This window comes from Massilia agilis (genome assembly GCF_024756255.1).
Taxonomy (GTDB): Bacteria; Pseudomonadota; Gammaproteobacteria; order Burkholderiales; family Burkholderiaceae_D; genus Telluria; species Telluria agilis.
In genome coordinates, this window is the sequence record NZ_JANUHB010000004.1 from 212116 (window position 1) to 237094 (window position 24979).

Genomic DNA, 24979 nt, shown 5'->3' on the forward strand with positions numbered 1-24979 from the left:
TCGAGAGCCCACCCTACGGTCAGCCTTCCAGCTGCTTGCGCACCCGTGCAATGGCCGCACGCACCTGGTTGGGCGCCGTGCCGCCAACGTGGTCGCGTGCCGCCACCGAACCTTCCAGCGTCAGCACGGCGAACACGTCCTGCTCGATCAGCGGCGAGAACTCGCGCAGGCGCTCCAGCGACATCTCGGACAGGTCGCACTTCGCGTCGTCGCACGCACGTACGGCGCGCGCCACGGCTTCGTGCGCGTCGCGGAACGGCAGGCCCTTCTTGACCAGGTAGTCGGCCAGGTCGGTCGCCGTGGCGTAGCCCTGCAGGGCGGCCGCGCGCATCGCATCCGGCTTGACGGTGATCCCGCCGGCCATGTCGGTGAAGATGCGCAGCGTGTCCAGCACCGTGTCCACGGTGTCGAACAGCGGCTCCTTGTCTTCCTGGTTGTCCTTGTTGTAGGCCAGCGGCTGGCCCTTCATCAGGGTCAAGAGGCCCATCAGGTGGCCGTACACGCGGCCGGTCTTGCCGCGCGCGAGTTCCGGCACGTCCGGGTTTTTCTTCTGCGGCATGATCGACGAGCCGGTGCAGAAGCGGTCGGCGATGTCGATAAAGCCCACGCGCGGGCTCATCCACAGGATCAGCTCTTCCGACATGCGCGACACGTGCATCATCAACACTGACGCGGCCGAGGTGAATTCGATCGCGAAGTCACGGTCGGACACGGCGTCCAGCGAGTTGTGGCACACGTCCTCGAAGCCGAGCGTCTTGGCCACGCGCAGGCGGTCGATCGGGAAGGTGGTGCCGGCCAGGGCGGCCGCGCCCAGAGGCAGGCGGTTGACGCGGCGGCGGGCATCCACGAAGCGCTCGGCGTCGCGGCCGAACATCTCCACGTAAGCCAGCATGTGGTGGCCGAAGGTGATCGGCTGCGCCACCTGCAGGTGCGTAAAGCCCGGCAGGATGGTGTCGTAGTGGCGCTCGGCCAGGTCGACCAGCGCACCGCGCAGGCCCGCCAGCAGGGCCAGCACGTCGTCGATGGCAGCGCGAACGTACAGGCGGATATCGGTGGCCACCTGGTCGTTGCGCGAGCGGCCCGTGTGCAGGCGCTTACCGGCGTCGCCAACCAGTTCGGTCAGGCGCTTCTCGATATTCAGGTGCACGTCTTCCAGGTCGAGCAGCCATTCAAAGCTGCCGGCCTCGATCTCGCCGCGGATCTGCGCCATGCCGCGCTCGATCTCGGCGCGGTCCTGCTGGCTGATGATGCCCTGTGCGGCCAGCATTTCGGCATGGGCGAGCGAGCCCTGGATGTCGAACAGGGCCAGGCGCTTGTCGAAAAAGACGGAGGCGGTATAACGTTTGACGAGGTCCGACACGGGTTCGGAAAAGCGGGCCGACCAGGCTTCGGCCTTCTTGGAAAATTGATCAGTCATGGGGGAATGGTCCGGTTTGATTTACACGATTATAAACTGCGCCGGGCCAGGGGCAGGGGAAGCGGCGGGTTGAAAAGACGGTTAGAATCCGCAATTAGCAGTCTATTAATTCATTAAATAACAACAGGAGACAACATGAAGCGATTCGCACAGCTCGGCCTGGCGGCGGTTCTCGCACTCGGCCCGTTCACCGGCAGCGCCTTCGCGCAGCAGGGCCAAAGCGCCGCCCCGGCGGTCCAGGCGCAGGCAAAGGACGTGGAATCCATCGACGGCATCGTCGCCGCACTGTACGACGTGATCTCTGGCCCGGCCGGCAAGGAGCGCGACTGGAACCGCATGCGTTCGCTGTTCGTGGCCGACGGCACGCTGCGCGCGGTGGTGCCCAAGGACGGGGCGTTCGTCATCCGTACGATGACTGTTGACGACTACATCACCCGCAACAGCCCGCATTTTGCGTCCAATGGCTTCTTCGAGAGCGAAGTGGCGCGCACGACCGAAGTGTTCGGCCAGGTGGCCCAGGTGTTCTCCACCTACCAGTCCAAGCATGCCAGTTCGGACGCGCAGCCGTTCGCGCGCGGGATCAACAGCATCCAGCTGTACAACGACGGCAAGCGCTGGCACATCGTCAGCGTGCTGTGGCGCGGCGAGGACGCCAACCTCAAGCTGCCCGAGCGTTACCTGAAAAAGCAGTAACGATTTGGCATCGCTGGTTGGCGTTCGCACAGGACGTTGGCGTTTCGCCAATCAGCGCTAGAATGGCCTTTTCAGCCGGATTGCATGACATGCTCAACGATTCCAACTTCCAGATCAGCACTGACCGCACGCGGCTCGATGTCGCGATGATCTACCGCTTCCTGAGCGAGCAATCTACCTGGGCGATCGGCATCTCGCGCGATGTCGTCGAGCGCTCGATCGAGAACTCGCTGTGTTTCGGCGGCTATGTCGATGGCCGCCAGGTGGCGTTCGCCCGTGTGATCACCGATTACGCCACCTTCGCGAACCTGGTGGACGTGTTCGTACTGCCCGAATACCGCGGCCGCGGTTATTCAAAATGGCTGATGCAGGCGATCATCGATCATCCCAGCCTGCAGCGCCTGCGCCGCTTCATGCTCGCCACCAGCGACGCGCACGGGCTGTACACCCGTTTCGGCTTCACCGCGCCGGCCAAGCCCGAGACACTGATGGAACGGTATTTCCCGAATATTTACCTCTCCTGACCGCGCTCAACACGGCGACACCCTTCTGGAATCAGGCTTACGATTGTCCGGCCAGGAGGAGGGAGTCGCATGTTTCGATTCGCTGTTCGTGTCGCGTTAGCGCTTTCCATGTTGAGCGGCGCTGGCATCCAGGCCGCCGAGGCCTTGGCCATCAAGGGCTCGCTGGTCATCATCGGCGGCAACCTGCGGGCCGATAACGCTGCCGTCTGGGAGCGCATTGTGCAGCTCGCCGGCGGCAAGGGCGCGCGCATCGCCGTTTTCGCCTCCGCCTCGGCCTACCCCGAGACCACCGGCATGAGCAATGTCGAGCGGCTCGACAAGTACGGCGCCGATGCCTTCTTCGTGCCAGTCGCCGTCAAGCTCGCGGGCGTGGATTACAAGGCCATGGCCGACGACCCCGAGGTCGCGGCGGCGGTGCGCGGCGCCGGCGGCGCCTATTTCGCCGGCGGCGACCAGGAGCGCATCACGCGCGCGCTCAAGCACCCGGACGGCAGCAACACGCTGGTGCTGGACGCGCTGTGGGACATGTACCGGCGCGGCGGCGTGATCGCCGGTTCCAGCGCCGGCGCCGCCATCATGAGCAGCACCATGTTCGGCGCTCCCAAGCCGGTGCTGGCCACGCTCAAGCTGGGCGTGGCGGACGGCCACGAGATCACGCCGGGCCTGGGCTTCATCGGCGACGACGTGTTCGTCGACCAGCACCTGCTGGTGCGCGGGCGCTTTGCGCGCATGCTGCCGGCCATGCTCAAGAAGGGCTACAAGCTCGGGCTGGGCATCGACGAGAACACGGCCATGGTGGTCAGCCCCAACCGCGACGTCGAAGTGGTCGGCTACAAAGGCGCGCTCCTGATCGACCTGGCCAACGCCAGCGCGCAGGACGGGCCGTTCAACGTGGCCAACGTGCGCCTGAGCTACCTGGACAACGGCGACCGCTTCAACATCGCCACCCGCAGTTTCACCCCGTCGCCGGACAAGGCCGACGGCAAGCTCGATCCGGCCAAGCCCTACTACCGCGAGCCGCTGTTCTCGGCCGACATCCTGGGCAACAGTACCGTGGTGGACCTGATGGCCAAGCTGATCGACAGCGACCAGCAGGACGCGATCGGCCTCACGCTCGGCAGCCCGCACGGCGTGCAGCCCGACCTGGGCTTCGAGTTCAAGTTCTCGCGCACCAGCGACAGCGTCGGCTACCAGTCCTCCACCACCGACGCGTATTCCGTCTACAACGTCCGCCTGGACATCCGTCCCATCCTGATCCGCAGGCCGCTGTACCAGTACAAGTGAACCCGCGCCGAGGTGCGTGAGGCGAGGCAACATTAGTGCTATATTGCCATGATCTGTCTCGGCAGCAGCGCGCCGGGATGTTCATCGCGCCTTGTTACCTCGGAGTTCTCTCGTGCTGAAAGCTATTCGCCTGATCGGTCAATCGGCTTGCGTCGCCATGCTGGCGCTGACGGTTCAAACAATCGATGCCAAAGCGGCCGACCGGGTCGAACTCCTGCTTGAAAAGCTGTCGAACGCGGCAGGCCCCCCGGGCGCCGAGGAAGCCGTGCGGGCGATCATGGTGAGCGAGATGAAGCCCTACGCCAGCGAGCCGATCCGCTACGACGGCCTCGGTTCCGTCATCGCCCAGCAGGGCAAGACCGGGCCGCGCATCATGATCGACGCCCACATGGACGAGCTGGGCGGCATGGTGCGGCGCGTCACCCCGGACGGCTTCGTCACCATGCAAATGCTCGGCGGCTGGCTCGACCAGGCCTTGGTCAACCAGCGCTGGATCATCATCGGCTCCAAGGGGCCGGTGCACGCGGTGACGGGCATTCGCGACATTCACATCGTGCCGGCCGACGAGCGCACCAAGGTCTACCCGCGCGACGGCATTTTCCTCGACGTGGGCGCCAAGAATGCGAAGGAAGTGGCCGACCTGGGCCTGTCGCCGGGCGACCCGGTGGTGCCCGATTCGCCCTTCATGGTCCTGAACGGCAGCAAGAACTATCTCGGCAAAGGCTGGGACGACCGCATCGGCTGCGCCGTGCTGGTCGAAGCGATGCGCCGCACCGCCACCATGGCCCACCCCAACCAGCTGTTCTACGTCGCCACCACGCAGGAGGAAATCGGCTTGCGCGGCGCACGCACCGCCACGCAAACGGTCAAGCCGGACATCGGCATCGCCATCGAAGGCGGCATCAGCGGCGACACGCCGGGATCAAAGCCGGAAGAAACCCAGGCCAGGCTGGGCGCGGGGCCGGGCATGTTCCTGTACGACTCCAGCACGCTGCCGAACCGCAAGCTGGTGGCTTTCACGCGCAAGACGGCGGCGGCAAAGAACCTGCCGCTGCAAGCCGACCTGGTTCAAGGCTATGGCGACGACTCGGCCGAAATGCAGCTCAATAACGGCGGCACGCCAACCATCAACCTGGTGGTGCCGGTACGTTACACGCACGCGCACAACGGCGTGGTCAATCGCCAGGACTTCGACCAGATGGTGGAGCTGGTGGTGGCGATGCTCATGCAGCTCGACGAAAAGACCGTGGCCCATTTGCGGGACTTCACGCCAAGCGCAGGGCAATGACCGCCCGCTACTACTTCACCTTCCAGCAGGACTGGCACTGGTCGCACGTGGCCTACTGGGTCCACGTGCCGGTCGCAGGTTCGGGCACCGACACCGATCCGCCGGCGCCCGAACCGGTGCCGCACAGGGGCTATGTTTTCCTGCATGTGGAGTTCGGCGACACCACGCTGGCGTTCAGCTCCCCGGCACAGCTGGATCACGTGATCGCCGTGCTGGGCACCAAACCTTTGCCCACGAGCCGCCAGCTTTCCGCCAAGCGTGGCGCTGGGTACGGCCCGAACAGGCACTGGTTGAGCCGGCTGCCGGCAAGCCTGAAGCAAGCGCGCCAACGCGAGAAGGTCGTCCGCACGCTGGCGGAAGTGCGCGCCAAAGTGGTAGTTGCCGACGAGCGTAATGGCAGCGAGAAGTTCCAGGTGCTCCCTGGCTTTGAGCGCTCGCCGGTTGGAATGCCGTGACGGCCCGGCAGCGCACAGCCGCATTCAATACTTCGCAAGGAACGCTCATGCATCGATTCGCAATTCGCTTGCTTGCGGCAGCGCTGGCGCTGGCGGCCGGCACCGCTGTGGCCCAGTCGCCCGCCACGGTCCGCGTCGACTACACGCACAGCGGCAATGCCCTGTCCGACCAGTACGCGCTGGAACGGGTGCTGATCGAGCCGCTGCCCTGGCCGGGCGACCCGGCGCGGCCGTTCGACGACACCAACCGGGGCCAGAACCGCGTCGAAGTCGTGGACGCGAAAACCGGCGACATGCTTTACTCGCGCGACTTCTCTACCGTGTTCGCCGAGTGGAGCACCACCGAGGAAGCCGCGCGCATCAGCCGCGCGTTCCACGAGTCCGTGCGCTTTCCCAAGCCGGACCGCCCGGTGCGCGTGCGCGTCCTCAAGCGCGACGAGCGCAACGCGTTCTCGGTGGCGTGGAGCGTTGAGGTGGACACCGACGCGCAGGACGTGATCCGCAAGCAGCCACCGGCGCCGGCCAAACCGATTCCGATTAAGGTCAGCGGGCCGTCGCCGCAAAAGGTGGACCTCTTGATTCTTGGCGACGGCTACACGCAGGCCGACATGCCCAAGTTCGAAGCGGACGCCAAACGGCTGTCGCAGCACCTGTTCGCGGTTTCGCCCTTCAAGGATCGCGCCGGCGACTTCAACGTGTGGGCGATGGCGGTGCCCACGCAGGAGTCGGGCGTGTCGCGGCCTTCCACCGGCGTCTATCACGCGTCCGCGCTTGGCACGCGGTACGACGTGTTCGGCAGCGAGCGCTACGTGCTGGCGCTGGACAACCGCGCGCTGCGCGACATTGCCCAGTACGCGCCGTACGAGTTCATCGAAATTTTGGTCAACAACGAAACCTACGGTGGTGGCGGGATCTTTGGCCAGTTCAGCACCGCGGCCGCCAGCAACAGCTGGGCCAACTACCTGTTCGTGCATGAGTTCGCGCACCATTTCGCCGGGCTGGCCGACGAGTACTACACCTCGCCGGTCGCGTACCAGTCCAGCAGCGCGCGGCCCGAGCCGTGGGAGCCGAACGTGACCGCGCTGCGCGACCCCGCCAGGCTGAAATGGCGCCAGCACGTGAAGCCCGGCACGCCGCTGCCCACGCCGTGGCCGAAAGCCGAATATGAAGAGTATTCGCGCGCCTATCAGAAAAAGCGTGCCGCGCTGCGGGCCGCGAACGCGCCGGAGTCGCAGATGGATGCGCTGTTCCGCGAAGACCTGGCGCACACCAATGCCCTGTTCGCGCGGCAGAAGTACTACGGCGTGGTGGGCGCATTCGAAGGCGCGAACTACGAAGCCAGCGGGTATTTCCGACCCGCAATGCAATGCATCATGTTCGACCGCAGCGAGCGGTTCTGCCCCGTCTGCCAGGACGGCATCAGCGAGATCATCGACCTGTACGCCGGCCATCGCTGAGCGGCCGGAACTGCCGGGTTCGGTTGTGTGAGCTGGCGAACAGACCTGTCTTTTTCCGCGTCCTATGCTGGAACTCAGCATGACAAAAAGCTACGACGCCGGCGCAATGACCGGCGTTTGCCCAACCATCGAAACGGAAAGAGGACACATGATGAACAAACTGCTCGCTAGCCTGATCGGCGGCCTGCTCGCCGCCTCGGCCTATGCCCAGACCGGCACCCAGGCCACCCAGCCGACCCGCACCACGCCGCCGCTGAACTCGACCACGCCGGCAACCCAGTCCACCACCGTTGACCCGGCCGCCAACAGCGGCGCCGTCAACCAGAACGGCGCAATGGGCGCGGCAGGCAGCACCGCTGGCACCACCAGCGCGACCGGCTCCAGCACGACCACCACCACGACCACCAGCCACGACATGGCCAAGGCCCAGTCCGAAGCCGACAAGGACGTGGCCAAGGCCGAAGAGAAGGAAGCCAAGGCCGATGCCAAGGCTGACAAGAAGCTGAACAAGGCAGCCGCCAAGGCCGACAAGAAGAAAGCCAAGGCACAGGAAAAGGCAGCGAAGAAGCAGGCTGACGCCACCGAGAAGGTGTCGAAGGCCGATCCGGAAGACCGCGCCAAGGCAGAGGCGAAGGCTGAGAAGAAGATCGCCGACGCCAACTACGACGCGCAGAAGAAGATGATCAAGGCCGACGAGAAGCTCAACAAGGTGAAGGCCGAGACCAGTGCCGACAAGGCCAAGGCACACGCCAAGACCGAAGAGAAGCGCGGCGAGGCAGCAGCCGACCTGCACAAGAGCGCGGCGAAGTAAGCTTTACCACGGGGCGGCAGCAACGCCCGGCTGGCCTTTGTCGCCAACACAGGAACAGCCGATCGTACGCTGCCGGTCCGTACTCCGATCCAAGTAGGAGATTGGGCGCCTTGATGGCGCCCTTTTTTTGGTTCACGCCCACGACAACGTCGTCCCGGCGAAGGCCGGGACCCATAGACAGGCCGCGTAGCCGCAAACTCAGCATGGGTCCCGGCTTGCGCCGGGACGACGGGGCTGCTTTACTCGGCCTGCGCCTTGGCCACGTCGCCTTCGGTGTAGCGCGGCGCCAGGTCCTGCGCCTTGATCTTCTGGACCAGCGGCTTGCCCTTGCGTGCGCGCTTGCCGAAGTGCGGCTCGAGCACGGTGCCGAACAGCTCCACGATGCGCGGCTTGGAGCCGGCCCAGGTGCCCAGCACGTTCACGCCGCGCGGGCTGATCGGCTGCACGGCCAGCAGCTTCTCCTTCGGTTCCAGCTCCATCAGGATCACGCCACGGCCACCGTTGGTCAGCGTCTTCATCTCGTCGATGCCGAACACCAGCACGCGGCCCTTTTCGGACAGGCAGGCGATCGCGCCGGCATTGTCCTGCACCACGCGCGGGAACAGCGGCACGGCGCCTTCGTCCAGGGTGATAAACGATTTACCACCTTTCAGGCGGCTGACCATGTCGCCGGCCTTGGTGATGAAGCCAAAGCCGTTCGAGCTCGCCATGACCAGGCGCGTATCGGCCTTGCCGGCAAAGTAGTGGAGGATGCGCACGCCGCCCGACAGGTCCACCAGCGTGGAGATGGGCACGCCATCCCCGCGCGCACCCGGCAGCGCCGACACCGGCACCGAATACACCTTGCCGTTGTCGCCAAAGCCCAGCAGCGTGTCCACCGTGCGGCACTCGAATGCGCCGTACAGCGAGTCGCCCGCCTTGAACGTGAACTGCGACGGATCGTGGCCGATGCCGGTGCGCGCGCGCACCCAGCCTTTTTCCGAGATGATCACGGTGACCGGCTCGTCGATGATCTTCTGCTCGGCCACCGCCTTTTGCGCTTCCTCGATCAGCGTGCGGCGCGCGTCGCCGAACTGCTTGGCATCCTGTTCGATCTCCTTGATGATCAGGCGCTTCATCGAGTTCGGGTTGTCCAGTATGTCCTGCAGCTTTTCCTTTTCGCTGCGCAGTTCGGCCAGCTCCTGCTGGATCTTGATCGCTTCCAGCCGCGCCAGCTGGCGCAGGCGGATTTCCAGGATGTCCTCGGCCTGGCGCTCGGTGAGCCTGAAGCGCGCCATCAGCGCCTCCTTCGGGTCGTCCGAATTGCGGATGATGTGGATCACCTCGTCAATGTTGAGCAGGACGGTCTCGCGGCCTTCGAGGATGTGGATGCGGTCGTTGACCTTGCCCAGCCTGAACTCGGTGCGGCGGCGCACGGTGATGAAGCGGTAGTCGATCCACTCCTGCAGGATCTCGGACAGCCCCTTCTGGCGCGGGCGGCCGTCGCCGCCGATCATCACCAGGTTGATCGGGCTCGAGTTCTCCAGCGACGTGTGCGCCAGCAGGATGTTCATGAACTCTGCCTGGTCCTGGTTCTTCGACTTCGGCTCGAACACCAGGCGCACCGGCGCGTCGCGCCCGGCTTCGTCGCGCACGGTGTCGAGCACCGACAGGATGGTTTGCTTGAGCGCCTGCTGTTCCGGCGTGAGCGTCTTCTTGCCGAGCTTGACCTTCGGGTTGGTCAGTTCCTCGATCTCTTCCAGCACGCGCTGGGCCGAGGTACCCGGCGGCAGTTCGGTCACCACCGCCTGCCACTGGCCGCGCGCCAGTTCTTCGATCTTCCAGCGCGCGCGCACCTTGAGCGAGCCGCGGCCAGTCGCGTACATGTCCGCGATCGTCGAGGCCGGGGTGATGATCTGGCCGCCGCCGGGGTAGTCCGGGCCCGGCACGTAGGTCATCAGTTCCGCATGCGTGATCTTCGGGTTCTTGATCATCGCGACCGTGGCGTCGGCCACCTCGCGCAGGTTGTGCGACGGGATCTCGGTGGCCAGGCCCACGGCGATGCCGGACGCGCCGTTGAGCAGCACCATCGGCAGGCGCGCGGGCAGGGTGCGCGGCTCCTGCGTCGAACCGTCGTAGTTGGGCTGGAAGTCCACCGTGCCCATGTCGATCTCGTCCAGCAGCAGGCGGGAGATCGGGGTCAGGCGCGCTTCGGTGTAGCGCATTGCCGCGGCGCCGTCGCCGTCGCGCGAGCCGAAGTTGCCCTGGCCGTCGATCAGCGGGTAGCGCAGCGAGAAGTCCTGCGCCATGCGCACCAGCGCGTCGTACACCGACTGGTCGCCGTGCGGGTGCAGCTTGCCCAGCACGTCGCCCACCACGGCCGCGGATTTGCGCGGTTTGGCGGTGGGGCCCAGGCCTAGTTCGTTCATCGCGTACAGGATGCGGCGTTGCACCGGCTTCTGGCCGTCCGCAACGTCGGGCAGGGCGCGGCCCTTGACCACCGAGACCGCGTAGTCGAGGTAGGCGCGTTCGGCGAACGTGGACAGGATCAGCGCTTCGCCGTTGTCGTTCGGTTCGTTTTGCTGTTCAAAGAGGTTTGCTTGGATAGACATAATCAGTATTCGGTCAGTGTTCGGGCTAACTCTGCGGCGTATTTTCTATGGGTCCCCGCCTTCGCGGGGACGACGTTTTGGAGCTAACCCAAAAACACCGTCGTTCCCGCGCAGGCGGGAACCCATGGAACGCTGGCGCAGCTGCACAGCAGATCAGATATCCGCCTCCGTCTCGTTCCCGTGCTCCTCGATCCACGCGCGGCGTGCGGCCGCTTCGCCTTTACCCATCAGCATATTGAAGCGCGCGGCCGACTCGGCCACGCCGAAGTCGCCCAGCGCCACCGGCAGCAGGCGCCGCGTGTCCGGGTTCATGGTGGTCTCCCACAGCTGCTCGGCATTCATCTCGCCCAGGCCCTTGAAGCGCGAGATCGCCCACGAGCCTTCCTTCAGCCCTTCCTTCTTCAGCTTGTCCTCGATCGCGAGCAGCTCGCCGTCGTCGAGCGCGTACAGCTTCTGGATCGGCTTCTTGCCGCGCGCCGGCACGTCCACGCGGTACAGCGGCGGGCGCGCGATGCAGATGTGGCCGTGGTTGAACAGGGCCGGGAAGTGCTTGAAGAAGAGCGTGAGCAGCAGCACCTGGATGTGCGAGCCGTCCACGTCCGCATCGGACAGGATGCAAATCTTCCCGTAGCGCAGGCCCGACAGGTCCGGGCTGTCGCCCTCGCCGTGCGGATCGACGCCGATCGCCACCGCGATGTCATGGATCTCGTTGTTCGCAAACAGGCGGTCGCGCTCGGTCTCCCACGAGTTGAGCACCTTGCCGCGCAGCGGCAGGATCGCCTGGAATTCCTTGTCGCGGCCCATCTTGGCCGAGCCGCCCGCCGAGTCGCCCTCGACCAGGAACAGCTCGTTGCGCGTGATGTCGCTCGACTCGCAGTCGGTCAGCTTGCCCGGCAAAACAGCCACGCCCGACGACTTCCTCTTCTCGACCTTCTGCGCCGAACGCATGCGCGACTGCGCCTGCTTGATGACGAGGTCGGCCAGCTTCTTGCCATACTCGACATGCTCGTTCAGCCACAGCTCCAGCGGCGGCTTGGTAAAGGTGGACACCAGCCGCACCGCGTCGCGCGAGTTCAGGCGTTCCTTGGTCTGGCCCTGGAATTGCGGGTCGAGCACCTTGGCCGACAGCACGAACGAAACGCGCGCGAACACGTCTTCCGGCAGCAGCTTGACGCCCTTGGGCAGCAGCGAGTGCAGCTCCACAAAGCTCTTCACCGCGCCGAACAGGCCTTCGCGCAGGCCCGACTCGTGCGTGCCGCCGGACGGCGTGGGGATCAGGTTCACGTACGACTCGCGCACCACCTGGCCTTCTTCGGTCCAGGCCACCACCCACGCCGCGCCTTCGCCTTCGGCAAAGCCTTCGTCGCCGGGCGGCGCGAACTGGGCGCCTTCGAACACCGGAATCACCGGCTGGCCATTCGATACCTGTGCCAGCGCCTCGTTCAGGTAGCCGAGCAGGCCCTCGTCGTAGCGCCAGGTCTGGGTGTCGCCGGTCTTGGCGTTGGTGAGCGTGACGGTCACGCCCGGCAGCAGCACGGCCTTCGAGCGCAGCAGGCGCTGCATCTCGGCCATGGGGATGTTGGGCGAGTCAAAATACTTCGGGTTCGGCCAGGCGGTCACGCGCGTGCCGGACTTCTTGCCGTCGCGCGGGGCCGGGCGCGAGGCCAGCGGCTCGACCACGTCGCCGTCCGCGAACGCCATCTCGTGGAAGCCATTGCCGGCGTCGTCGCGGCGCCACACCTCGATCTTCAGTCGGGTGGACAGTGCGTTGGTGACCGACACGCCCACGCCGTGCAGGCCGCCGGAGAACGCGTACGCGCCGCCCGCGCCCTTGTCGAATTTGCCACCGGCGTGCAGGCGCGTGAAAACGATCTCCACGGTCGGCACATGCTCTTCCGGGTGCAGGCCGACCGGAATGCCGCGGCCGTCGTCCTCCACCGTCACCGAGCCGTCGCCATTGACGGTCACGGCGATATGCTTGCAGTGGCCGCCCAGCGCCTCGTCCGAGGCGTTGTCGATCACTTCCTGGATGATGTGCAGCGGGTTCTCGGTGCGGGTGTACATGCCCGGCCGCTGCTTGACCGGTTCGAGTCCCTTCAGGACCCGGATGGATGATTCGCTGTAGTCGGTTGCCGGTTTTTTAGTCGCCATGCTGGATCTTCATTTATACGGATGCCTGCGCATTCTAGCTTGTCGGTAGGAAAATAAGGAGTCGGGGCCAGTCCGGCCCTTGTCACTTTGCCCAATCGCGACTAGATTGGACGTTTTGGGGACGCTCGTTTGGGTCCACGCCATGCATGCACCAAAACCCCCGTTTGCGGTACGCCTGATCGGGTTCGCCCAGGATGAGGGCGCGCGGCTGGCAGCCGCGTTGACGCGCTCGCCGGCGTCGGGGCCGGGCTATTTTTGCCTCTTGGACGAGAGTTTGCAAGAGCCGGACCTGTTTGTGGCCAACGGCGCGGACCCGCAGGCGCTGGCGCGGCTCGAGTCCGCGCGGCCCGGGCCGCTGCAGCCGGCGGTGGTGGTGGGCGGCGTGCCGGACCAGCTGCACTGGCCCTGCCTGTCCGTTCCGCTGGACGACGCGCGCCTGCACGGCGTGCTGGCCCAGCTGATGACCCGGCGCGAGCAGGCGCTTGGCCAGCTGGCGGCGCCGCCCCGGCCACTGTCCACCGACCGCCGGCGCCACGCGCGTCTTGAAGCCGACCAGCCGGTCGATGCGTTCTACAGCCGGCGCCAGCCGCCGCCCAGCGGCGCCGTGCTCATCATCGACAAGGGCGGCGCCTTCCGCGACCACGTGGCCGAGGTGCTGGGCGCGCGCAAGCAGCCGGTCGAGTGGACCGACAGCGCGCCCACGGCGGTGCGGCTGTGCGACGAGACGCCGGTGTCGCTCGTGATGATCAATACCTCCACGCCCGGCATCGACCCGTATGCGCTGTGCAGCCAGATCAAGGCGCAGGGCGGGGCGGTGCGTACGGCCGTGATCTTCCTCGTCAGCCGCAACTTCCACTACGACAGCTTGCGCGCGCGCGACGCGGGCGTGCGCGGCCTGCTCGACAAGCCGGTGGCGGACCGGCACCTGGTGGCGGCGCTGCACAAGCTGCTCTCGCTGCCCTAGCTATTCGCCGTCGAAGGCTGTCGTAAGCGATGCAGGATTTGTTACATCCTCCGAATCGTGCGCAGCCGTGCACAAGCTATAGTGGGGCATGGCTGACGACAAGGACACGCTCGGCGACAACGCGGGCCCGCCGCGGCCCGGCGGTCCCGGCCCCAAGCGCATTCCGGACCGGCGCTCGCCCGAAGGCCCGCCGCGCTACCAGCGCCACGGCGACACCCCGTTCGCACTGGCCGGCCGCGTGCTGGCGGCGCGCTGGCGCGCCCTGCGCGACCGTGTCAGCCGCGACTTCATGCGCCGCACGCTGCGCATCGGCGTCTCCGCGCGCATCTTCCACCCCGAGCCCGGCGCAACTGGCCTGCGCAGCAAGAACCTGCAGTACCTGGAGGAATCGATCGCGCAGTGGGTGATGTCCCGCGACGTGCTGGTGCTGATGATTCCGACGGTTAACACCAATGGGCTGCTGCACCCGAGCAATATCACCTTGCGCCACTACGCGCGCCACCTGGACGGCCTGGTGCTGCAGGGCGGGGCCGACGTTTCCCCAATGACCTATTCAGAGACGCCCACGCGGCCGGAATGGGGCGGCGACCGCGCGCGTGACCTGTACGAGCTGGAGCTGGTGCATGAATTCATCGACGCGGGCAAACCCGTGCTCGGCATTTGCCGCGGTTGCCAGCTCATCAACGTGGCTTTCGGCGGCTCGCTGTACCAGGACGTGGCGACCAACCTGCCGGACGCGCAGGCGCACGTGAACGACGACTACGACGCGCACCGGCACTCGATCGTGTTCCCGCCGGGGTCGTCGCTGGCGCAGATGTTCCCGGGCGTGCCGCGCGCGGTGGTCAACTCCATCCACCACCAGGCGGTCAAGGAGCTGGGCCGCGACATCCGGGTGGAGGCATTGTCCGAGCCGGACGGGGTGGTGGAGGCGATCCGTTACCAGCGCGCGGACTTCGTGGTGGGGCTGCAGTGGCATCCGGAGTTCCACCGGGCCAAGGGCACCGAACTGCTCGACTGCACGCCGGTGCTTGACGAGTTCCTGCGCGCGGCGCGGGAGACGCGGTTTTAAAGAGTATCGTCAGCCCCAAGACCGTCATCCCCGCGGAGGCGGGGACCCATGCTGAGCGTCCGTTCATGCGGTCTATGGGTTCCCGCCTTCGCGGGAACGACGTGAGAAGAGTGTTGGTCGGCAGTCAAGCTGCGAGCCAGGCTCGCAGCGCAGCTTCGCCGGAATCCGTGAACGCAAACACACGCGACTCGGGAACGCGTCTGCCCCACCCCAGGTCTTCGAAACGCTTCAGCATCGTGGTGGCCAGCATTCCAGCCAGGTGATGCCGCCGCTCGCTCCAGTCCAGGCACGTCCGGCACAGCGCCCGCCGCCCGGGATTGAGCGCAGCCACGTCAATGCCCAGCGCGCCGACCAGTGCATGGCCTTGGCTGGTGAGCCCGATCCCATCGCCATCGATCGCAAACGCTCCCCGCCGCGCCAGTGCGTCATACACCATCACGCCCAGTTCGCCAGCCAGGTGGTCGTAGCACACCCGTGCGCGGCGCAGAGCCGGCTCGCGCGGGCTGGAGCGCACGCGCACTGCGCCGGTGCCGAACGCCACGCCCATCAGTGACTCCAGCAGCTGCGCTACCTCGTCGCTGGCCAGCCGGAAGTAGCGGTGCCGTCCCTGCGCTTCCATTGCCAGCAGCCCGGCGTCGTGCAGCCGGCCCAGGTGGGCGCTGATCGTCTGCCGGGTCACGCCGGCAGCATCGGCCAGCTCGGTCGCGGTCAGCGCCATGCCGGACATGAGCACGGTCAGCACTTCGGCGCGCGCGTGGTCGCCGATCAGTGCGGCGATGGTCGTGATGTTTGGTCCGTCCTTCATGCTTCGATCTTAGCTGAAGCATAAGAAAAGTACAGGCCCAGTCAGAAAGCCTGCTCGCCCACCCGAAAGCGCTGGATGGCCGCGTTGACCATGCCTTCGGCGCTGCCCTGCGTTTCCACCTGCTGGCGCAGGTAGGTGGCGTCGTTGTTCGCGCGCGCAACGTCGGCCAGCTCGCGCAGCGCGTCGTAACTGCCCAGCGCGTCCGCATGCGGTTCCATCAGCCGCAGCGTGTGCAAAATGTCCTCGCGCAGCGACATCGTCTCGTAGGTCTTGGGATGCGTGACCGTGCCGTCCAGGCCAAAGCGGCAGGCCTGGAAGCGGTTGTAGTTGTACACGAGGTAGTCGTCCTCGAGCGGGGCCGGGTCTTCGCGCAGCAGCAGGTGCCGGCACAGGGCCTGCAGGTAGCCGGCCAGCGCGGCGGCCCGCTCCACCGTGAGCGGCGTGTCGCACACGCGCAGCTCGATGGTGCCGTACTCGGGCTTGGGGCGGATGTCCCAGTAGAAGTCCTTCATGCTCTTGATGATGCCGGTGCGTTCCATCTTGGCGAAGTACACGTCCTCGAATTCCGCCCAGCGCAGCACGAACGGCGCGCGCCCGCTCATCGGGAAGGCGAACACGGAATTGAGCCGGGCCGAGTCGAACAGGCTGTCGTGCCCCTGCACAAAAGGCGACGAGGCCGACAGCGCGATGAAGTGCGGGATGTAGCGCGACAGCGCATGCAGCAGGTACAGCGCGTCGTCGCCGCTGGCGCAGCCAATGTGCACGTGCTGGCCGAACACCGTGAACTGCTTGGCCAGGTAGCCGTACAGGGACGACAAGTGCTGGAACCGCGGCTTGGAAAAGATCTTCTGCTCCGACCAGTGCTGGAACGGGTGCGTGCCGCCGCCGCAGATGCCGATGTTGAGCGTGTCGCCGGCGGTGACCAGCGTGTCGCGGATCTCCTGCAATTGGGCCAGCAGCGGCGCGTGCTGCGAGTGCACGCTCGAGTTAATCTCGATCATGCTCTCGGTGATCTCGGGCGTGACGTTGCCCGGGAACGGTTTGCGTTCCAGCAGATGCAGCAGGTCGGGGCTGGCCGCGGTCAGGTTGAAGTCGGACAGGCTCACCAGCTGCAGTTCCAGCTCCACGCCAAACGTGAGCGGCTGCGATGCGGCGAATGGTTCAAGGGGCATGGCTCTTCTCCGGTGCCTCGCGCGCCCACACCAGGGCGCGCTGGATGATGATCGGGCCGAACACCTCGAGCAGCATGGTCACGGCCGCCATGGCCAGCAGCTCGTCCACCACCCGCAGGCCCGTGTGGCGCGCATGCTCGAGCAGCATGATCACGAACACCGACAGCGGCGCCAGCGCCAGCCCCGTGAGCGCACCCTTGCGCCACGAGACGCCGGACAGGTGCGCGAACAGCATCACGCCAACGGTCTTGGTGACCAGCCGCGCCGCCACCAGCGTGAGCGCGAGCGCCGCGCCCGCGACCACCTTGCGCCAGTCCAGCGTGGAGGCGGCGAACACGAACAGCAGCACGGTGAGGATCTCGCCCAGCGCGCCGAAATTGCGCTGCGCCTGGCTGAAGGCCACGCGCCGGTGCCGCGCGGCGAGGCCGAACGCGAGCGTGGCCACCACCGGCGACAGCCGCACCGTGTAGGTGACTGCCACCAGCAGGATCACTGCCAGCGCAAACGCGACGGTGGCGTCCTGGCGCACGTTGCCGATCGCGCGCAGCAGGGCCGGCACCGCCACGCCCAGCAGCGCCCCCGCCAGCGCGGACACGACCAGCACCACCAGGCTGCTCCAGATGGCGTCGCCCAGGTCTTCCGAGGTGCGGAAGATCCAGAACCCGAGCACCGCGTTGAACGCGAACACGGCCAGCACGCAGTTGAGCGCCGACAGGTGCAGGGCGCGCTCGGTGACCTGGCCGGAGCTGGCCTGTTCGTTGATGACGCGGACCACGGTGGCGGGCGAGGTGGCCATCGACAGCGCGGCCAGCATCAGCGCGGTGAGCTGCGGTGTGCCGAAGCGCACGGCCACGAAGTACACGGCGGCGAACGTGGCCAGCGCTTCCACCAGCCCCGCCACACCGATCCACGGATTGATGCGCAGCCAGTGCAGGTTGATGCGGTAGCCCAGTTCGAACAGGATGAGGCCGAACGCCACGTCCGCGAGCAGCGCCATGGTGTCGTCGGTGCCCGGCGCCGGCAGCACGCCGAGCTGGGTGGAGGCCAGCGCGAAGCCGGCCACGCCATAGAAGCTGATGCGGGGCAGCCCGGTCCAGCGCTGCCCGAACTCGCCCACCAGCCACGCGATCGTGATCGCAATGGGCCACGCAAGGCTGGTCAGGATCGAGAGCAGGCTGGGCATCCTTATCCTCTTAGCAATTCGGTTTGCCGATTCTACAAGAGGGGAGGGCGCGCACGATTGAGCAAGGCGTAGGGTGGGCAGATTCTGCCCACGCGTTCAACCGGCCCCAATGGCGCCGCGATATAACACGAGCCGCTTGAACGCGTGGGCGGGAAACCCGCCGACCCTACCGGCTCAACGTCCGCATGGCCCGCTCCAGCCCATCGATCGTCACCGGGAACATCCGGTTATTCACGATCTGCCGGATGATCGCGATCGACTGCCGGTACTGCCACAGGTTCTCGGGTTCCGGATTGAGCCACGCGAACTTGGGGAAGGCATTGCAAAAGCGCGCCAGCCATTCGGCCCCGGCTTCCTCGTTGTTGTACTCGACCGAGCCGCCCGGCTGCAAAATCTCGTACGGGCTCATGGTCGCGTCGCCAACGAAGATCAGGCGCGTGTCGGGCGGGTACTTGCGCAGCACGTCCCAGGTGGGAAAGCGCTCGGCGTGGCGGCGGCGGTTGTGCTTCCACAGGTAGTCATACACGCAGTTGTGGAAGTAGTAGAACTCCATGTTCTTGAATTCGGTGCGCGCGGCCGAGAACAGTTCCTCGGTGCGTTCGATGTGGTCGTCCATCGTGCCGCCCACGTCCAGCAGCATCAGCACCTTGATGCGGTTCTTGCGCTCGGGCTGCATGCGGATGTCGAGGTAGCCCGCGTTGCTGGCGGTCGCGCGAATGGTCTCGTCCAGCGCCAGTTCCTCGGCCGCGCCCTGGCGCGCAAAGCGGCGCAGCCGGCGCAGCGCCACCTTGATGTTGCGGATGCCCAGTTCGCGCTCGCCGTCATAGTCGCGGTAGCTGCGCTGCTCCCACACCTTGACCGCGCTGCGCCTGCCGCCCTTGCCGCCGATGCGAATGCCTTCCGGGTTGGCGCCGCCGTTCCCGAACGGCGAGGTGCCGCCGGTGCCGATCCATTTGCTGCCGCCTTCGTGCCGCTCCTTCTGCTCCTTGAGCAGCTGGTTCAGGCGTTCCATCAGCTTGTCGTAGCCGAGCTTTTCGATCTGCGCGATCTGCTCCGGCGTGAGCTCGCGCTCCAGCCTTTTGATCAGCCAGTCGAGCGGGATGTCGGCCTTGGTGTCGAACACCGCGTCGATGCCCTTGAAGTAGGCGCCGAACGCGCGGTCGAACTTGTCGAAGTGGGCCTCGTCCTTCACCAGCGTCAGGCGCGCGAGGTAGTAGAACTCGTCCAGCGACGGGGCGATCACGTTCTTCTGCAAGGCGTCCAGCAGCGTCAGGAACTCGCGGATGGTGACCGGGACCTTGGCGTCGCGCAGCGTGAAGAAGAAGTCGATCAGCATGGTGCCATCAGCCGCGCGCGTGCTGCGCCAGCTTGTAGTGCAGCTGCGATTTGATCTCTGGCCATTCGCCGCGCAGGATGCTGTACATGACCGTGTCGCGGACCGTGCCGTCGCGGCGCGGGTGGTGGTGGCGGATCACGCCGTCCTTCTTCGCGCCCAGCCGCTCGATGGCCTGCTGCGACGCGTGGTTGAAGATGTCGGTGCGCAGGCCCACGACCGCGCAGCCGAGCGTATCGAACGCGTGCGACAGCAGGAGCAGCTTGCAGCTCGTGTTCACATGGCTGCGCTGGCGGCTTTTCGCGTACCAGGTCCAGCCGATTTCCACGCGGTCGATGCGCGGCACGATGTCGTGGTAGCTGGTGGTGCCGATCACCGCGCCAGTCGAGGCGTCGACGACCGCGAACGGCAGCCGGTCGCGCATCTCGAGCCCGTCGCGGATGTACTGTTCCACGTTGTGCGGCTCCGGCACCGAAGTGATGCGCAGGTTCCACAGCTCGCCGTCCGCGGCGGCGGCGCGCAGGCCGTCGGCGTGGTGCGGCGCCAGCGGCTCGAGCCGCACGCCGTTGAACTCCAGGGTGACCGGCTTCACCTCGATCATCGGTTGGTCCTCGACATGTACACCAGCCGCTCGAACAGGTGCACGTCCTGCTCGTTCTTGAGCAGCGCGCCGGCCAGCGGCGGCACGATCGCTTTCGCGTCCTGGCTGCGCAGCGCGTCCGGAGGAATGTCCTCGGCCAGCAGGAGCTTGAGCCAGTCCAGCAGCTCGGACGTGGACGGCTTCTTCTTCAGCCCCGGCACGTCGCGCAGCTCGTAAAAGCTTTGCAGGCTGGCGGCCAGCAGGTCCTGCTTCAGGTGCGGGAAGTGGACCTTGACGATGTCGGCCATCGTCTCCTTGTCCGGGAATTTGATGTAGTGGAAGAAGCAGCGGCGCAGGAAGGCGTCCGGCAGTTCCTTTTCATTGTTGGAGGTGATGATGACCAGCGGCCGGTGCTTGGCCACCACCATCTGGCGCGTCTCGTAGACGTAGAACTCCATCCGGTCCAGCTCGCGCAGCAGGTCGTTGGGGAACTCGATGTCGGCCTTGTCGATTTCGTCGATCAGCAGCACCACGGGCTCGTCGGACGCGAAGGCCTGCCACAGCACGCCCTTGACGATGTAGTTATGAATGTCACGCACGCGCTCGTCGCCCAGCTGCGAATCGCGCAGCCGCGACACAGCGTCGTACTCGTACAGGCCCTGTTGCGCCTTGGTGGTGGACTTGACGTGCCACTGCAGCAGCGGGCGGTTCAATGCGGCCGCCACTTCCTCGGCCAGCATGGTCTTGCCGGTGCCCGGTTCGCCCTTGATCAGGAGCGGGCGTGCCAATGTCAGGGCGGCGTTTACGGCCAGCTTCAGGTCGTCGGTGGCGACGTAGCTGTCGGTGCCTTCGAAGCGATGAGGTGCTTGCATACGCGTCAACAAAAAAGAATGAATTATTCGAGTATAAGCCAGTTCCGAGGCCATCGCTGTCGATGTTGCACCGTTTATAGACGATAACAAAGTCTTCGGATAGAATCGGGCGCTGGTAGTACAAATGCTAACTTTTTTAACGTTTGCGGTATCGATTCACCCCCTTAACCGATTGCCCACCATGAAAAAACTTTTAGCAGTACTCGTGCTCGCTGGCTGTGCCCAGGCCGCCTTCGGAGCTGATGTCGTCGGAAACGCCAACGCCGGAAAGGGCAAGGTAGAAAACTGCATCGGCTGCCACGGCATTCCCGACTACAAATCCAGCTTCCCGGAGGTCTACAGCGTGCCCAAGATCGGCGGGCAGTCTGCCAAGTACATCGAAGCCGCCCTGCATGCTTACAAAAAGGGGGACCGCAAGCATCCTTCGATGAACGGCATCGCCGGCGCCCTGTCCGACCAGGACATTGCGGACGTCGCAGCGTTCTACTCCCAACAACAGCCCGGCAAATAAGGACAGCGCCATGAAAAAACTGATCACCGCGCTGATCTTCGGCGCCATCTCGATGAACGTGTACGCGGCCGACGCCGCCAACGGCGAAGCGCTGGCCAAGAAGTACAACTGCGCCTCGTGCCACGGCGCCGACTTCAAGAGCCCGATCGACCCGAGCTATCCCAAGCTGGCCGGCCAGCACGCCGACTACCTGACGCACGCGCTGACCGCCTACCAGCGCGGCGGCAAGGCCTTCGGCCGCAACAACCCGATCATGGCCGGCATGGCCGCGCCGCTGTCGGACAAGGACAAGGCCGACATCGCGGCTTACCTCGCGAGCCTGCCGTCGAACCTGACGTCGCACCGTTGATTTACTCGGCTGCGTAAAAACGAAAAGCCACGCGTCGCGTGGCTTTTTTCATCGTCAGGCCCAACCCGTCGTCCCGGCGAAAGCCGGGACCCATGCTGAGTGTCCCGGCCCTGCGGCCTCAACGAATGCGCGGTGGCGCGAGCGGGTTATGGGTTCCGGCCTTCGCCGGAACGACGGTCTGGGGTATCTACGGTCATCGGCTCGCGCGCCGGCGCACGCAATCGATGTACGCCTCCTGGTCCGGCGGCAGCCCGGACCTCTGCGACGTCCAGATCATCTCGCCCAGGCACTCCATGATCTCGTGATGCGCCTCGTGCTCGCCCACGCGCGCGGCGAGCAGGTCGTGCGCCGCCTTGATGCCACGCGGCTGGTCGATCGACACCTGCTCGCTGATCGACAAATGCATCGACAGGTGCAGGAACGGGTTCGGCTGCCCGCCCTCCACCGAGTAGTCGCGCGCGACCGCCTCCTCGGCGTCCGACAGCGCCTCGTGGTATTCCGGGTGCTGGGCGATCCAGTCGGCGGCAATGGCGTCCATCGGCGTGAGCACCTCGCCGGCGCGGTGCTTGCGGTAGGCTTCGCAGAAGAAGCGGCGAACGTCGTGGGAAGAGGGCGTGAACATGATGCGCAAGCGGGAAAGTGGAGCGAGGCGCCATTGTAGCGCGCCCCCTCGCGCCGTGCCTTACGCGTGTTCCAGCGTGAGTTCCAGGCTGCCGTGGAACGGCACCTGCTGCCAGCGCGCGTTCAGTTCGAGCACACGCTCGTACAGCGCGCGCTGCACGTCCACGCCCGACAGGTCCGGCACGGCGCGGCCACGCGCGGCGCAGGCGCCCTGCAGGCCTTCGGCGAACATCGCCTCGTCGAACGTTCCGCTCCATAGCTGCGCCTGCAGGCTCTCGACCAGCGCCTCGACCTGGATGGCCTCGTCGGCCGCGGCGCGGTTGTGCGGGTCGTGCAGGTACTCCATCAAAAAGGCGATGTCCTGCCCGGCAGCCACCAGCCCGAGGAACCCGTGCCGGGTGCCCAGCGCCGACTCGACCACGTAATGGATCAGGTCATGCGGCAGGATACCCTGGCGCGGCATTTGCGCCGACGCTTCGCTGCCGTCGCGCCGGATGCAGCGCAGGCTGTCGTATTTGTCGGCCTTGCCGTGCCGGGTTGCGACAAGCTTCATTTTGCCGACGCCGTTTGCGCGGCCGGAGCACAGTGGGCGCGCCACGATGCCAGCGTGGCCTCGGCCTGCGCCGTGTCATCGCGCGCGCCGTATAACTCGGACATGAACAAAGTGGCGGCGCAGGTGCGCGCCTTGGACAGGTCCGATTCCTTGCCGGCCGCGTCCAGCAGGGCGGCAGCGTCGATTTTTCCAAGGTAGAAGTCGGCGATGGGACTGGGCCAGTCGCCACGCTCGCCGCGCGAGAAGGCAGCCTCCAGTTCCTGCTTCGCCAGATCGGGCTGGCCGTTTCGTAGGCGGGCGATGTACAGCCAGAGCGCGCTGGCACGGCTCGCCGGCTGGGCATCGAGCGCGCGGCGCAGGTGGCCGGCTGCGTCGGCGTAGCGGTGCTGCGCCATCAGCCTGCGGCCCAGTTGCAGGTTCGCTTGAGGATGGCCGAGCGCCGCAGCCTTCTCCAGCCACGCATCGGCCTGTTTGTCGTCTCTCGGCACCGCCCGTCCGGCGCGATACACCCCGGCCATCACCAGCTGGGCGTCCGGGTTGCCCGATTCCGCTTCCTGCACGACCCATGGCTCCAGGCCGCGGTGCAGCTTGAACGGCTCGCCGCCAAGGTAGGAGATGTACAACTTCCCCTGGCTCATCGCGAACAGTACCCGGTGCGCGCGCAGGAAGTCGTCGCCCAGCAGCACATCGGCGTTCGACGGATCGCTCGTGTCGAGCACTTCGATCTCGGCGTTGCGCACCACCTCGGCGCCGATCTTGAGGGTGTCCAGCGTCGTGCTCCAGCGGCCTACCCGGTCGGTCCCCACACCTGTCACATCCGACATGCGCGCGGAGTTTGGCGAATCAAGCCTCAGGCCGGCCTTCCGCGCCGCACTCGACATGATCGCCGTGCTCGCCGCACCTGTGCTGATCTGGGCGGTCATCTCCTTGCCGTTCACCTCGATCATGAAGTGTGGGTTGGGATTGCTCCCGAAGTGGTTCACGTAGGGGAGGGTAAAGACGTCTTGGCTCCAGTAGCCGAGGAAGGTCGAGCCGCAGTCGCGCGGACGGAAAAAGCGCAGCTTCTTCTCGGCCAGCGAAACCTCCATGTCCGCCTGCAGCAGGAAAGGCGCGCCAACCGTGGCGTCATAGGGCGGTGGCGCGCCCGTGTCGCCCAGCACCATGAAGTGGCCCTTCCCGGCCCGGGCGGGCCCGACGGCAAATTCGCTCAGCCGCGTCTGGTAGAGGCGCGAATAGCCGCCAATGCCGAGCGCGTGCTTTCCGGTCATGGATAACGGCAGGTCGAGCCGCTCGGTCAGCGTGCGTGTCAGGAAATTGTCGGAGCCGCCAGTGTTGATCAGCACTGTGGCCGGCGTGCCATTGACGCGGCCTTCGGTGGTGAGCGCCAACCCGGGACCGCTGTAGCGCAACGGCAGTTCGCCCACCATCACGTACTGGCACTTGGGGGGATTGTCGTCCGCGCTGGCGGCGCTGGCGCACAGGAGGGCAGCCAGCAAAGCGAGGCCGCGCGAGAAAGTAGAGGTGTACATTAGAACGATTCTACCGCGCGCTCTTGTAAATATGGCAAGCAAAAAAGCAAAAGGAGGCGAGGGTATGCACCCTGCCTCCTTTTTGTTGTGTACCTGCGACTACTTCTTGTTCAACGCCACCAGTTCCGGACCGGAAGCGGCCGTTTCCACCTCCACCGCCGGCTTGGCGGATGCGGCGTTTGCGCCTGGCGCGCGCGGCTGGCGCAGGTAGCGCGCGTTGTGCCGCCTTTCGTGCTGCGGCGACAGGAAGCGCGACAGCTCCTGCAGCGCGCGCTGGTAGACGTCGCGCTTGAATTCGATCACCGTGTCCAGCGGCACCCAGTAGTCATGCCAGCGCCAGGCGTCGAACTCGGGGTGGTCGGTCAGGCGCAGGTTGACTTCGTTGTCGCGCGCGACCATGCGCAGCAGGAACCAGATCTGCTTCTGGCCGCGGTAGTGGCCGCGGATCTCGCGCTTGATGAAGTGGTCGGGCACTTCATAGCGCAGCCAGTCGCGCGTACGGCCCACGATCTTGACGTGTTCCGCGCGCAGGCCGATTTCTTCCTCCAGCTCACGGAACATGGCCTGTTCCGGCGTTTCGCCGTATTTGATCCCCCCTTGCGGGAACTGCCACGAGTGCTCGCGCACGCGCTTGCCCCACCACACCTCGTTGTTGGCGTTGAGCAGGATGATGCCGACGTTGGGGCGGAACCCTTCACGATCGAGCATAGTGCACCTCGAAACTTTCTGCGGCTGAAGCTTCTTGTTTTTTACCTATAAATCCACGT

General features: G+C 65.9%; 24 protein-coding genes. 11 read left to right on the plus strand and 13 right to left on the minus strand.

Translation table 11 applies throughout. The annotated features are described in order from the left end of the window. Positions 1–19: 19 nt before the first annotated feature. Positions 20–1417, minus strand: a complete 1398-nt coding sequence (gene argH, locus NX774_RS17550; RefSeq protein WP_258823555.1) for an argininosuccinate lyase — start codon at positions 1415–1417, stop codon at positions 20–22. Positions 1418–1552: 135 nt separating this feature from the next. Between argH and NX774_RS17555 the strand changes: the two genes are divergently transcribed. The 7 genes from NX774_RS17555 (at position 1553) to NX774_RS17585 (ending at position 7929) form a co-directional block, all read left to right on the plus strand. Next, entirely contained in the window at positions 1553–2110 is a 558-nt protein-coding gene (locus tag NX774_RS17555) for a hypothetical protein (RefSeq protein ID WP_258823556.1), read from the plus strand. An 89-nt stretch (positions 2111–2199) separates the two neighbouring features. Then, positions 2200–2634 (plus strand): GNAT family N-acetyltransferase, encoded by a 435-nt coding sequence (locus tag NX774_RS17560; RefSeq protein ID WP_258823557.1) that lies wholly within the window; start codon positions 2200–2202, stop codon positions 2632–2634. 108 nt (positions 2635–2742) lie between these two features. After that, positions 2743–3918: a cyanophycinase gene (locus tag NX774_RS17565; RefSeq protein ID WP_258823558.1), complete on the plus strand. Its 1176-nt coding sequence runs from the start codon at positions 2743–2745 to the stop codon at positions 3916–3918. A gap of 112 nt (positions 3919–4030) precedes the next feature. Beyond that, the gene (locus tag NX774_RS17570) at positions 4031–5206 is read left to right on the plus strand and encodes a M42 family metallopeptidase (RefSeq protein WP_258823559.1); all 1176 of its coding nucleotides are present in this window, start codon (positions 4031–4033) and stop codon (positions 5204–5206) included. Then, positions 5203–5661, plus strand: coding sequence for a hypothetical protein (locus tag NX774_RS17575; RefSeq protein WP_258823560.1), 459 nt, complete (start codon positions 5203–5205; stop codon positions 5659–5661). The genes NX774_RS17570 and NX774_RS17575 overlap by 4 nt, the downstream gene beginning before the upstream one ends. Positions 5662–5708: 47 nt before the next feature. Beyond that, the gene (locus NX774_RS17580) at positions 5709–7118 is read left to right on the plus strand and encodes an IgA Peptidase M64 (RefSeq protein ID WP_258823561.1); all 1410 of its coding nucleotides are present in this window, start codon (positions 5709–5711) and stop codon (positions 7116–7118) included. 148 nt (positions 7119–7266) lie between these two features. Beyond that, complete coding sequence (locus tag NX774_RS17585; RefSeq protein ID WP_258823562.1) at positions 7267–7929, plus strand: hypothetical protein; 663 nt, start codon at positions 7267–7269, stop codon at positions 7927–7929. 239 nt (positions 7930–8168) lie between these two features. Here NX774_RS17585 and parC read toward each other — a convergent pair whose 3' ends face one another. After that, the gene (gene parC, locus NX774_RS17590; RefSeq protein ID WP_258823563.1) at positions 8169–10520 is read right to left on the minus strand and encodes a DNA topoisomerase IV subunit A; all 2352 of its coding nucleotides are present in this window, start codon (positions 10518–10520) and stop codon (positions 8169–8171) included. Between the two features lie 153 nt (positions 10521–10673). Further along, positions 10674–12671 carry a DNA topoisomerase IV subunit B gene (locus NX774_RS17595; protein WP_258823564.1) on the minus strand — a complete coding sequence of 666 codons (1998 nt, stop codon included), beginning with the start codon at positions 12669–12671 and terminating at the stop codon, positions 10674–10676. Between the two features lie 142 nt (positions 12672–12813). Here NX774_RS17595 and NX774_RS17600 point away from each other — a divergent pair, with 142 nt between their 5' ends. Together NX774_RS17600 and NX774_RS17605 are read left to right on the plus strand one after the other, a co-directional pair. Further along, positions 12814–13635, plus strand: coding sequence for a response regulator (locus NX774_RS17600; protein ID WP_258823565.1), 822 nt, complete (start codon positions 12814–12816; stop codon positions 13633–13635). An 88-nt stretch (positions 13636–13723) separates the two neighbouring features. Next, positions 13724–14704, plus strand: coding sequence for a gamma-glutamyl-gamma-aminobutyrate hydrolase family protein (locus tag NX774_RS17605; RefSeq protein WP_258823566.1), 981 nt, complete (start codon positions 13724–13726; stop codon positions 14702–14704). 124 nt (positions 14705–14828) lie between these two features. Here NX774_RS17605 and NX774_RS17610 read toward each other — a convergent pair whose 3' ends face one another. From NX774_RS17610 to NX774_RS17635, 6 genes are all read right to left on the minus strand, one after another. Then, entirely contained in the window at positions 14829–15509 is a 681-nt protein-coding gene (locus NX774_RS17610) for an ArsR/SmtB family transcription factor (protein WP_258823567.1), read from the minus strand. 41 nt (positions 15510–15550) lie between these two features. Further along, positions 15551–16681 carry a YbdK family carboxylate-amine ligase gene (locus NX774_RS17615; RefSeq protein WP_258823568.1) on the minus strand — a complete coding sequence of 377 codons (1131 nt, stop codon included), beginning with the start codon at positions 16679–16681 and terminating at the stop codon, positions 15551–15553. After that, positions 16671–17864 carry a cation:proton antiporter gene (locus tag NX774_RS17620; protein ID WP_258823569.1) on the minus strand — a complete coding sequence of 398 codons (1194 nt, stop codon included), beginning with the start codon at positions 17862–17864 and terminating at the stop codon, positions 16671–16673. The genes NX774_RS17615 and NX774_RS17620 overlap by 11 nt, the downstream gene beginning before the upstream one ends. 166 nt (positions 17865–18030) lie before the next feature. Continuing rightward, the gene (locus NX774_RS17625; RefSeq protein WP_258823570.1) at positions 18031–19200 is read right to left on the minus strand and encodes a vWA domain-containing protein; all 1170 of its coding nucleotides are present in this window, start codon (positions 19198–19200) and stop codon (positions 18031–18033) included. Positions 19201–19207: 7 nt separating this feature from the next. Beyond that, positions 19208–19798, minus strand: a complete 591-nt coding sequence (locus NX774_RS17630; RefSeq protein WP_258823571.1) for a GNAT family N-acetyltransferase — start codon at positions 19796–19798, stop codon at positions 19208–19210. Then, the gene (locus NX774_RS17635) at positions 19795–20649 is read right to left on the minus strand and encodes an AAA family ATPase (RefSeq protein WP_258823572.1); all 855 of its coding nucleotides are present in this window, start codon (positions 20647–20649) and stop codon (positions 19795–19797) included. Before NX774_RS17635 ends, NX774_RS17630 begins: the two co-directional genes overlap by 4 nt. A gap of 181 nt (positions 20650–20830) precedes the next feature. Between NX774_RS17635 and NX774_RS17640 the strand changes: the two genes are divergently transcribed. Next, positions 20831–21160: a c-type cytochrome gene (locus NX774_RS17640; protein ID WP_258823573.1), complete on the plus strand. Its 330-nt coding sequence runs from the start codon at positions 20831–20833 to the stop codon at positions 21158–21160. A 10-nt stretch (positions 21161–21170) separates the two neighbouring features. Next, positions 21171–21509, plus strand: a complete 339-nt coding sequence (locus NX774_RS17645; protein WP_258823574.1) for a c-type cytochrome — start codon at positions 21171–21173, stop codon at positions 21507–21509. A 193-nt stretch (positions 21510–21702) separates the two neighbouring features. On the opposite strand, the gene NX774_RS17650 is transcribed toward NX774_RS17645, so the two are convergent. From NX774_RS17650 to NX774_RS17665, 4 genes are all read right to left on the minus strand, one after another. Further along, the gene (locus tag NX774_RS17650) at positions 21703–22131 is read right to left on the minus strand and encodes a DUF1841 family protein (RefSeq protein ID WP_258823575.1); all 429 of its coding nucleotides are present in this window, start codon (positions 22129–22131) and stop codon (positions 21703–21705) included. A gap of 60 nt (positions 22132–22191) precedes the next feature. Next, complete coding sequence (locus NX774_RS17655; RefSeq protein ID WP_258823576.1) at positions 22192–22683, minus strand: hypothetical protein; 492 nt, start codon at positions 22681–22683, stop codon at positions 22192–22194. Further along, positions 22680–24212 (minus strand): retroviral-like aspartic protease family protein, encoded by a 1533-nt coding sequence (locus NX774_RS17660; RefSeq protein WP_258823577.1) that lies wholly within the window; start codon positions 24210–24212, stop codon positions 22680–22682. Before NX774_RS17660 ends, NX774_RS17655 begins: the two co-directional genes overlap by 4 nt. Positions 24213–24311: 99 nt before the next feature. Next, complete coding sequence (locus tag NX774_RS17665) at positions 24312–24920, minus strand: RNA pyrophosphohydrolase (protein WP_258823578.1); 609 nt, start codon at positions 24918–24920, stop codon at positions 24312–24314. Positions 24921–24979: the final 59 nt, after the last annotated feature.

Excerpts from the sequence above, each read along its gene's own strand:
- argH (WP_258823555.1), bottom strand. The coding sequence starts at position 1,417 with ATGACTGATCAATTTTCCAAGAAGGCCGAAGCCTGGTCGGCCCGCTTT.
- NX774_RS17555 (WP_258823556.1), top strand. The coding sequence starts at position 1,553 with ATGAAGCGATTCGCACAGCTCGGCCTGGCGGCGGTTCTCGCACTCGGC.
- NX774_RS17560 (WP_258823557.1), top strand. The coding sequence starts at position 2,200 with ATGCTCAACGATTCCAACTTCCAGATCAGCACTGACCGCACGCGGCTC.
- NX774_RS17565 (WP_258823558.1), top strand. The coding sequence starts at position 2,743 with ATGTTGAGCGGCGCTGGCATCCAGGCCGCCGAGGCCTTGGCCATCAAG.
- NX774_RS17575 (WP_258823560.1), top strand. The coding sequence starts at position 5,203 with ATGACCGCCCGCTACTACTTCACCTTCCAGCAGGACTGGCACTGGTCG.
- NX774_RS17580 (WP_258823561.1), top strand. The coding sequence starts at position 5,709 with ATGCATCGATTCGCAATTCGCTTGCTTGCGGCAGCGCTGGCGCTGGCG.
- NX774_RS17585 (WP_258823562.1), top strand. The coding sequence starts at position 7,267 with ATGATGAACAAACTGCTCGCTAGCCTGATCGGCGGCCTGCTCGCCGCC.
- parC (WP_258823563.1), bottom strand. The coding sequence starts at position 10,520 with ATGTCTATCCAAGCAAACCTCTTTGAACAGCAAAACGAACCGAACGAC.
- NX774_RS17595 (WP_258823564.1), bottom strand. The coding sequence starts at position 12,671 with ATGGCGACTAAAAAACCGGCAACCGACTACAGCGAATCATCCATCCGG.
- NX774_RS17600 (WP_258823565.1), top strand. The coding sequence starts at position 12,814 with ATGCATGCACCAAAACCCCCGTTTGCGGTACGCCTGATCGGGTTCGCC.
- NX774_RS17605 (WP_258823566.1), top strand. The coding sequence starts at position 13,724 with ATGGCTGACGACAAGGACACGCTCGGCGACAACGCGGGCCCGCCGCGG.
- NX774_RS17610 (WP_258823567.1), bottom strand. The coding sequence starts at position 15,509 with ATGAAGGACGGACCAAACATCACGACCATCGCCGCACTGATCGGCGAC.
- NX774_RS17615 (WP_258823568.1), bottom strand. The coding sequence starts at position 16,681 with ATGCCCCTTGAACCATTCGCCGCATCGCAGCCGCTCACGTTTGGCGTG.
- NX774_RS17620 (WP_258823569.1), bottom strand. The coding sequence starts at position 17,864 with ATGCCCAGCCTGCTCTCGATCCTGACCAGCCTTGCGTGGCCCATTGCG.
- NX774_RS17625 (WP_258823570.1), bottom strand. The coding sequence starts at position 19,200 with ATGCTGATCGACTTCTTCTTCACGCTGCGCGACGCCAAGGTCCCGGTC.
- NX774_RS17630 (WP_258823571.1), bottom strand. The coding sequence starts at position 19,798 with ATGATCGAGGTGAAGCCGGTCACCCTGGAGTTCAACGGCGTGCGGCTC.
- NX774_RS17635 (WP_258823572.1), bottom strand. The coding sequence starts at position 20,649 with ATGCAAGCACCTCATCGCTTCGAAGGCACCGACAGCTACGTCGCCACC.
- NX774_RS17640 (WP_258823573.1), top strand. The coding sequence starts at position 20,831 with ATGAAAAAACTTTTAGCAGTACTCGTGCTCGCTGGCTGTGCCCAGGCC.
- NX774_RS17645 (WP_258823574.1), top strand. The coding sequence starts at position 21,171 with ATGAAAAAACTGATCACCGCGCTGATCTTCGGCGCCATCTCGATGAAC.
- NX774_RS17650 (WP_258823575.1), bottom strand. The coding sequence starts at position 22,131 with ATGTTCACGCCCTCTTCCCACGACGTTCGCCGCTTCTTCTGCGAAGCC.
- NX774_RS17655 (WP_258823576.1), bottom strand. The coding sequence starts at position 22,683 with ATGAAGCTTGTCGCAACCCGGCACGGCAAGGCCGACAAATACGACAGC.
- NX774_RS17660 (WP_258823577.1), bottom strand. The coding sequence starts at position 24,212 with ATGTACACCTCTACTTTCTCGCGCGGCCTCGCTTTGCTGGCTGCCCTC.
- NX774_RS17665 (WP_258823578.1), bottom strand. The coding sequence starts at position 24,920 with ATGCTCGATCGTGAAGGGTTCCGCCCCAACGTCGGCATCATCCTGCTC.